The following is a 6,847-nucleotide window of genomic DNA, read 5'->3' on the forward strand; positions in this document are numbered from 1 at the left end:
GCTCGTGGCGCGGCACGCGGTCACGGCAAGATGGGCGCATGGTCACCTCCATCCCCCTCCACGACGGCGCGACGATCCCCGCCGTGGGCTTCGGCGTGTACAAGGTCGACGACGCGGCGGCCGAGACGGCCGTCGCGACGGCCCTCGACGCCGGCTACCGGCACGTCGACACAGCCGAGATGTACGGCAACGAGGCCGGCGTCGGCAGGGCGGTGCGCGCCTCCGGCCTCGACCGTGACGACGTCTTCGTGACCACCAAGGTCTGGAACGACCACCAGGGCCGCGACGCCACCCTCCGCGCGTTCGACGCGAGCCTCGAGCGGCTCGGCCTGGACTCGGTCGACCTGTACCTCATCCACTGGCCGGCTGCCGCGAACGACCGCTACGTCGAGACGTGGCGGACGCTCGTCGAGCTGAGCGACCAGGGGCTGGCGCGCAGCGTCGGTGTCTCGAACTTCCAGGTGCCGCACCTGCAGCGGCTGCTCGACGAGACGGGCGAGGTGCCCGTCGTCAACCAGGTCGAACGGCACCCGTGGCTGCCGCAGCGCGAGTTGATGGCCTTCCACGAGGAGCACGGCATCGTCACCGAGGCGTGGTCGCCGCTCGGCCGCGGCCGGCTCGTCGACGAACCGGTCCTCACGCGCATCGCCGAGGCACACGGCGTGAGCGTCGCGCAGGTGCTCGTGCGGTGGAACGCGCAACAGGGCGTCGTCGTGCTGCCCAAGTCGGTCACCCCGGCACGCATCCGCTCGAACATCGATGTCGACGGCTTCGCCCTGACCGACGACGACCTGGCGGCGATCGCCACGCTCGAGTCCGGGCAGCGCACCGGGTCCCACCCCGACACCGTGTCCTGAGCGGCGGCGGGAGCGGGAGTGGGCCGGGCACCTCGGTCCGCTCGGCCTCTTCGCTCATCGCACCCGGCAGGGATACAGAGTACGGAATACTCGTCCGCGATCCTTGCTCGGCGGCCCGTGTGGGCCGCGGACAAGGAGAACGACGTGACACACACGACCACCGGCCGCCGCGCGCGAGTGGCCAGCCTGCTGCTCGGCACCGCCCTCGCCGGCACCGCCGTCCTGGCGACGTGCGACCTCGCGAGCGCGACGCAGCTGCAGTACCCCCACGACCCGAGCATCGTCACGGTGGACGGCCGCCCGGCAGCGGACACGAAGGACGGGACGGACGTGTTCCAGACCGACCGCTGGGACTCCTCGGTCGTCGTCGACGCGGACGAGGGTGCGCTGACGATCCGGGACGAGGAGACCGGCGACGTCGTCTGCAGCGTGCCGGACTACGTGTTCGGTGAACACGCTGGCTGCCCGGCCTTCGTCGGTCCGGGCTCCCACCGCCTGGTCGCCTCGATCACCACGGACGGGGAGACCCGCTCCTCGCGCCCGTTCGTGCTCGAGTCGTACGCCGAGGACATGCCCGACGACGGCGCCGAGCCCTCACCACTCTCGGTCGAGCGGACCGCACCCGGCACGACTCCCGGGACGACCGCGGTGACCTTCGGTGGCGCACCGGGCGACCGGTACGTCCTCCGTGACGACCAGGGCTACGAGCTCGCACGCGGGACGGTCGACCCGGCCGGTCACGTCGTCGCAGCGGTCCGCACATGGACGGAGCACGTGCACGTGCACGCGGAGACGCAGCGGTCGGGCCACCGCGTCGTGACCGACCTCGAGGTGGTTCCGGACGCCGCACCCGTCCCGACGACCACGCCGCTCGAGCTCGTCGAGACGACGCCGGGCGCCGCGGGCACGACCGTCGTCCTCCGCGGGACGCCGGGGACGTGGTACCTGCTGCAGCAGGCGAACTCGCCCCGCCGCACGCAGGGCACCGTCCCCGCTGACGGTCGCGTGGACTGGACCGTCCCGACCTCGCCGACGACCACGAGCGTGCACTGGGAAGCGCACGGCGACGACGGTGCGGTCCTGAACGGGTCGTTCGACGTCGCCGCGGCAGTCGACACCGGCGTCCCGACCACGCCGGTGGTCGCGATCCCGGCACCCGGCCCGACGGACCCGGGCTTCACCTTGCCCGTCGGCGACCAGGGCAGCGGCACCGGAGTCGGCGATGGCGCAGGCGTCGGCGCTGGAGGAGGTTCAGGCGCCGGTGCGGGTGCAGGCGCAGGCGCCGGTGCGGGTGCAGGCGCAGGCCCCGGTGCGGGTGCAGGCGAAGGCAGTGCGGGGCCGGGCAGCGGTGCCGGCCAGGGCGGTGGCGACCTCGTCGGCAAGCGGGTGGCGGCGGAACTGACCGCGATCAACCCGATCAGCCACGCCGGGACCCTGCGTGTGTCCGACCCGGACGCGCGGTACGGCTCGTACTCCGCCCGCGTCCTCGTCGACGGCAAGCAGGTGGCCTCCACCCGCATCTCCGCGACGCCGACGGACCGGACGATCGCTGACCTGGGCGCGAAGGGCGACCACACCCTGACCCTCGCGATCGGCGACCGCGTCGTCGCCACGGTGCCCTACACGGTGCCGGGCGCGGTCGTCGGAAGCGCGGCGACGGCCTGACCGCTGCGGCGCGGCACTCGATTTCCCTCGCACTCAGCATCATCAGCGGTTTGAAATACAACATTCCGCGATACTCGGTCGGCCCGTGCACGCGGGCTCGACAGAAGGAGTTCCATGACCATCCCCACCACCCGCCGACCGCACCGCGCTGCGGTCGTCCTGTTCGGTGCCGCTCTGACCTGCTCGGTGGCCGCGCCCCTGCTCGCGTCCCCCGCCGCGCACGCTGCCGCCGCGACGTCGGACCTCAGGGCCCCCTCCATCGCCCGCGTCGACGGCCGCACCCCAGTCGCGTACGACCACGAAGGTCGTCCGATCTACACGGTCGACACGCGATCGTTCGCCATCCGTGGCATCACCGATGCGGGCGAGCTGACGGTCCACGACACCGACGGCAACACCGTCTGCGAGACAGAGGTCTCCGGGCCGCGCGGCCTCTTCTCCTGCGACGTGACGGACCTCCCCGGCGGAGACCACGTCCTCGTCGCGACGGTCACCGATGCCGACGGCGCGACCGCCGACAGCGACGACTTCGTCGTCGAGTCCTACGCGCCCGAGGACGGCGGCCCGAGCGAGGGCGACGGCGGCACCGGCACCGAGCCCGTGGTCGCGACGCCGACTCCCGGCGTGGTCGACGCCGGCTTCACCCCCGAGGTGGGCGCTCCCCGACCCGACACCGTGACGGTCGTCGACACCGCCCCCGCCGCCCAGCTGGGCTACACCCGCGTGACGCTCGGCGGGACGCCCGGGGACACCGTCGACCTGTACCGCGACGGCGTGCGTTCGCTGCACGGCACGTTCGGCAACGACGGCCGACTGAGCGGTGACGTCTACCTGCCGCACGGCGAGACGAAGGCCTTCACCGCGATCATCCACCGCGGCGAGACCGAGCGGACCGAGTCGCTCGAGATCACCAGCGCGGCGACCGCGCCGCGGGAGGCGAAGCCCTTCGAGCTCGTCGAGACCGGGCTCGTCGACGGACAGACCCAGGTCGTCCTGCGCGGCGAGCCGGGCCTCCGCTGCGAGGTCCGCGCCTCCGGCATCAGCGGGAAGGAGTCGGGCACCGTGCCCGCAGACGGCCTGGTGTCGCTCCGCTACGAGCTCGCCGTCGGCAGCTCGACCCACCTGAGCACGCTCGTCTTCGGTGACACCGGCGTCGAGTCGGCAGGGTTCGACGTCGCGAGTGCGGCCCAGCCGGAGCCGGTGACGGCCGTGGAGGCCCCGGATGCCGTCGACGCCGGTTTCACCCCCGGCGTCGCCGACGAGGTCAGCGAGCCGACGCTGCAGGCGACCGTCGCCCAGACGAGCCCGTTCTTCGGCGGCTCGGCGACGGTGCGGCTCCACGACGCGAAGGTCGCCGACTCGGAGGACCTCGACGGCTACGGCTTCACGGTCTTCGTCGACGGTGTCGGCACGATCTTCGGGTCGATCAACGCCGCAGGGAACGGGACGCTCAACCTGCGCAACCTCGGCCAGGGCGAGCACTCGGTCGAGCTGCGCGACGACAGCGGCGCGGTCCTCACCTCCTTCGTCGTCACCATCTGACGTCCTCCGGCTGGGCCGGGACGCGTCCGCGGTGAGCTGACCGGCGGAGGCGAGCCGCGCCTCCAGACCGGGTCGGCGTCGATGCCGCATCCGCACCGCGAACGGCGGGCCCGCACGGGCCCGCTGTTCGTCGTGTCCGCCTACGGGCGCCGATCGTCCTCCGACTGCCACGGCAGGTGCAGGTCACCCGGCTCGGGCTCGACGTCACCGGCGTCGTCGGCGCCGCCGGTCCCCGGGGCAGCCACGATGCGCGAGGGGTCGATGCCGTCGCGGCGCAGGTCCTCGTCGTCGCGCTGCTGCGTCTGCGCGGCGACGGTCTCCCGCTCGCTCGACGGGCTGTACGCCGTGTCGGCGGCCCGCTGCTCCGACTCCCCGACGCCGTCGGCGCCCTCGTGGTGTGCGGTCTCGCGCAGGGCGTCGTCGCGTGCGTGGTCGTCGGAGGCCTCGGGGCCCGGTGCGTCGGGGTTGCTGTCGCTCATGCGCTGCACAGTAGGCCGACGACCTCCGGTGACGGTTCGGTCACGGGCGTCGTGGTCCGCTCCACGCTCGACTACGGTCGTGACGAGGGGGTCCGACATGGGACGCGGGACGGTCACGGCGTCGATCGCGCTCGCGGGGGTGAGCGCGCTGCTGCTCACGGGGTGCTCGGTGTTCGGCGACGACGCACCGCTGCCGAAGCCGACGGGGCACGCGGCTCCGAGCGCGTCGGCGCGTCCGGACGGCGGTGCCGACGGGGACAGCGCGGGCGGAGACGCCGAGCAGGTGTCGACGAAGCAGGCGGTGCCCGCGGGCACCGTCGTCGCCGAGACCGACGCCGTGTCGAAGTCCGGGGACACCGCCGTACACGTGCGGATCGTGGCGGACGACGCTGGCACGTTCGACGCGCAGCTCTCCGGGTACCGGACCACCGAACCCCAGCCGATGTCGATCGAGTTCCGCCGCGGGCCCGCCCGGTTCAGCGACGGCTACGACCAGCTCGCCGTCGCGACGACCACCTGGACGCCTGAGGACCAGGCGCCCGCGTCGGTGAGCCTGTCGGCCGCCGGCGCGTACCCGGACTGGCTCCGCAGCGTCGTCCTGGTGCCCCGGTCGACCGATCCCGAGTCGGGCTACGAGGCCGACCGTCCCTGGGTCGGACAGGTCCTGGCGGTCGGATCGCTGACCTGGTCGATCCCGAGTCCGTACCCGGACCTGCACGCCACCGCCGGCGCCGCTCGCCCCGGCGCGTACGGCTACGCGTTGGACGCCGACGGGGGCCACCTCGACGGCCCGTCGGACGCGACCGTGACCTCGTACGAGGTCGCGCACGGCGACGACCAGACGACGGTCGCGAAGCGCTTCGACATCACCCCGGCCCAGCTGGCCTGGCTGAACCCGACGATGCGCGTGCAGCACGACGGCTGGCTCTACGAGTCGACGCGGCTCAACCTGGTGCCGTCCGGCCGCTGATCCCTCGGGGCGGCGACCGCAGGCGGCCGGGACGGTCGGCCACGACGGTTCCGTTACGCTCGACGAGCACCCCGTCTGGCGGACCGGGACCGCGCGAGCGTCCGGACGTCACACCGCACCACCCTGGAGGTCCCACCGTGACGATCGTCGCCGCCGCAGACGGCTCAGCCCTCGGCAACCCCGGCCCGGCCGGCTGGGCCTGGTACGTCGACGACGACCGCTGGGCAGCCGGTGGCTGGCCGCGCGCCACGAACAACATCGGCGAGCTCACCGCCGTGCTCCAGCTCCTCCGCGCCACGAAGGGCACCGACGAGCCGCTGCACATCCTGTGCGACAGCCAGTACGCCATCAAGGCCTGCACCGAGTGGCTCGCGGGCTGGAAGCGGAAGGGCTGGCGGAAGGCCGACGGCAAGCCGGTGCTGAACGTCGAGATCATCAAGGAGCTCGACGCCGAGCTGCAGGGCCGCAAGGTCACCTTCGAGTGGGTGCGCGGGCACGTCGGACACGAGATGAACGAGGCCGCGGACGTCCGCGCCCGGGGTGCAGCGACCGCCTACCAGCAGGGCACGGACGTCCCGCACGGTCCGGGCTGGCCCGGCGTCGAGGTCGAGGAGCCGACGGCGCTGCCCGAGGCGACGCCTCCCGCGACCCTGTTCTGACCCGCGGTCAGGAGGCCGGCTCGGGGGTCAGTACGCCCCGTCGCGGCGGTCCTGGCGGGTGATCTGCTCCCCCGACGCGGGGTCGACCCCGGAGCGGGTGGTCGTGGTGGTCCGTCGTCCACCGAAGCCGACGGCCAGGCTGATGACGAGCAGCACGACGCCGGCGGCCATCAGGATGTAGCCGATCAGGCGCAGGTCGACGCCCGCGACCTGGAAGTCGAGCGCGAACGCGACGATGGCGCCGATCACGATCAGGGCGATGCTCGAGCCGATGCGCATGGGATGACCTCTCGTCGGGCCCGGCCGGTCGGCGATGGGCTGCCGCCGAAGGTACCCGTCCGGCCCGGCGAGCGTTCCCGGTGGCCCGACCGCGCGACAGCGCCCGCCCCACGACGACAGCGACAGCCCCAGCCCCGACACGACAGCGACAGCGACAGCGACAGCGACAGCGCACCCCCGCCCGACCCCTCAGTCGACGTCGACCTCGGCCCACCCGTCGAACCGCCCGATCTCGGTCACCCGCACGACCGCCTCGCCGGCCTCGTCCGAGGCGTCGAGGTCGATCGTCGCCGAGAACCCGAAGTCCTTGTCACCCTCTGGATCGGCGAAGATCTGCCGCGCCCGCCAGACCCGCGGAGCAGCACCGGCACCGCCGCCCGCGGCACCCCCGCCCGC

At 73.3% G+C, this 6,847-nt stretch carries 8 protein-coding genes; 5 read left to right on the forward strand and 3 right to left on the reverse strand.

The window, feature by feature from the left end; genetic code table 11:
• Positions 1-38: 38 nt before the first annotated feature.
• From BEP24_RS10645 to BEP24_RS10655, 3 genes are all read left to right on the forward strand, one after another.
• A complete protein-coding gene (locus BEP24_RS10645; RefSeq protein WP_065963162.1) occupies positions 39-857 on the forward strand; it encodes an aldo/keto reductase in 819 nt (272 codons plus the stop codon).
• 144 nt (positions 858-1,001) lie between these two features.
• On the forward strand, positions 1,002-2,522 hold the full coding sequence (locus tag BEP24_RS17075; protein WP_141693433.1) for a hypothetical protein: 1,521 nt from the start codon (positions 1,002-1,004) through the stop codon (positions 2,520-2,522).
• 114 nt (positions 2,523-2,636) lie between these two features.
• Complete coding sequence (locus tag BEP24_RS10655) at positions 2,637-4,064, forward strand: hypothetical protein (protein WP_065963165.1); 1,428 nt, start codon at positions 2,637-2,639, stop codon at positions 4,062-4,064.
• A 140-nt stretch (positions 4,065-4,204) separates the two neighbouring features.
• On the opposite strand, the gene BEP24_RS10660 is transcribed toward BEP24_RS10655, so the two are convergent.
• Entirely contained in the window at positions 4,205-4,543 is a 339-nt protein-coding gene (locus BEP24_RS10660; protein ID WP_083230285.1) for a hypothetical protein, read from the reverse strand.
• 97 nt (positions 4,544-4,640) lie between these two features.
• Between BEP24_RS10660 and BEP24_RS10665 the strand changes: the two genes are divergently transcribed.
• Positions 4,641-5,513, forward strand: a complete 873-nt coding sequence (locus BEP24_RS10665) for a hypothetical protein (RefSeq protein ID WP_065963169.1) — start codon at positions 4,641-4,643, stop codon at positions 5,511-5,513.
• A gap of 137 nt (positions 5,514-5,650) precedes the next feature.
• Positions 5,651-6,172, forward strand: coding sequence for a ribonuclease H (locus BEP24_RS10670; protein WP_065963170.1), 522 nt, complete (start codon positions 5,651-5,653; stop codon positions 6,170-6,172).
• Between the two features lie 27 nt (positions 6,173-6,199).
• On the opposite strand, the gene BEP24_RS10675 is transcribed toward BEP24_RS10670, so the two are convergent.
• Together BEP24_RS10675 and BEP24_RS10680 are read right to left on the reverse strand one after the other, a co-directional pair.
• Positions 6,200-6,451: a DUF6458 family protein gene (locus BEP24_RS10675; RefSeq protein WP_065963172.1), complete on the reverse strand. Its 252-nt coding sequence runs from the start codon at positions 6,449-6,451 to the stop codon at positions 6,200-6,202.
• Between the two features lie 189 nt (positions 6,452-6,640).
• Positions 6,641-6,847 (reverse strand): DUF3516 domain-containing protein (locus BEP24_RS10680; protein ID WP_141693434.1); only part of this gene is annotated, 207 nt, incomplete at its 5' end.

This window comes from Curtobacterium sp. UCD-KPL2560 (assembly GCF_001705035.1).
Taxonomy (GTDB): Bacteria; Actinomycetota; Actinomycetes; order Actinomycetales; family Microbacteriaceae; genus Curtobacterium.

What these genes read in the sequence shown, in the direction of transcription:
- BEP24_RS10655 (WP_065963165.1), top strand. Translation starts at nt 2,637, where the DNA reads ATGACCATCCCCACCACCCGCCGACCGCACCGCGCTGCGGTCGTCCTG.
- BEP24_RS10675 (WP_065963172.1), bottom strand. Translation starts at nt 6,451, where the DNA reads ATGCGCATCGGCTCGAGCATCGCCCTGATCGTGATCGGCGCCATCGTC.
- BEP24_RS10660 (WP_083230285.1), bottom strand. Translation starts at nt 4,543, where the DNA reads ATGAGCGACAGCAACCCCGACGCACCGGGCCCCGAGGCCTCCGACGAC.
- BEP24_RS10665 (WP_065963169.1), top strand. Translation starts at nt 4,641, where the DNA reads ATGGGACGCGGGACGGTCACGGCGTCGATCGCGCTCGCGGGGGTGAGC.
- BEP24_RS10645 (WP_065963162.1), top strand. Translation starts at nt 39, where the DNA reads ATGGTCACCTCCATCCCCCTCCACGACGGCGCGACGATCCCCGCCGTG.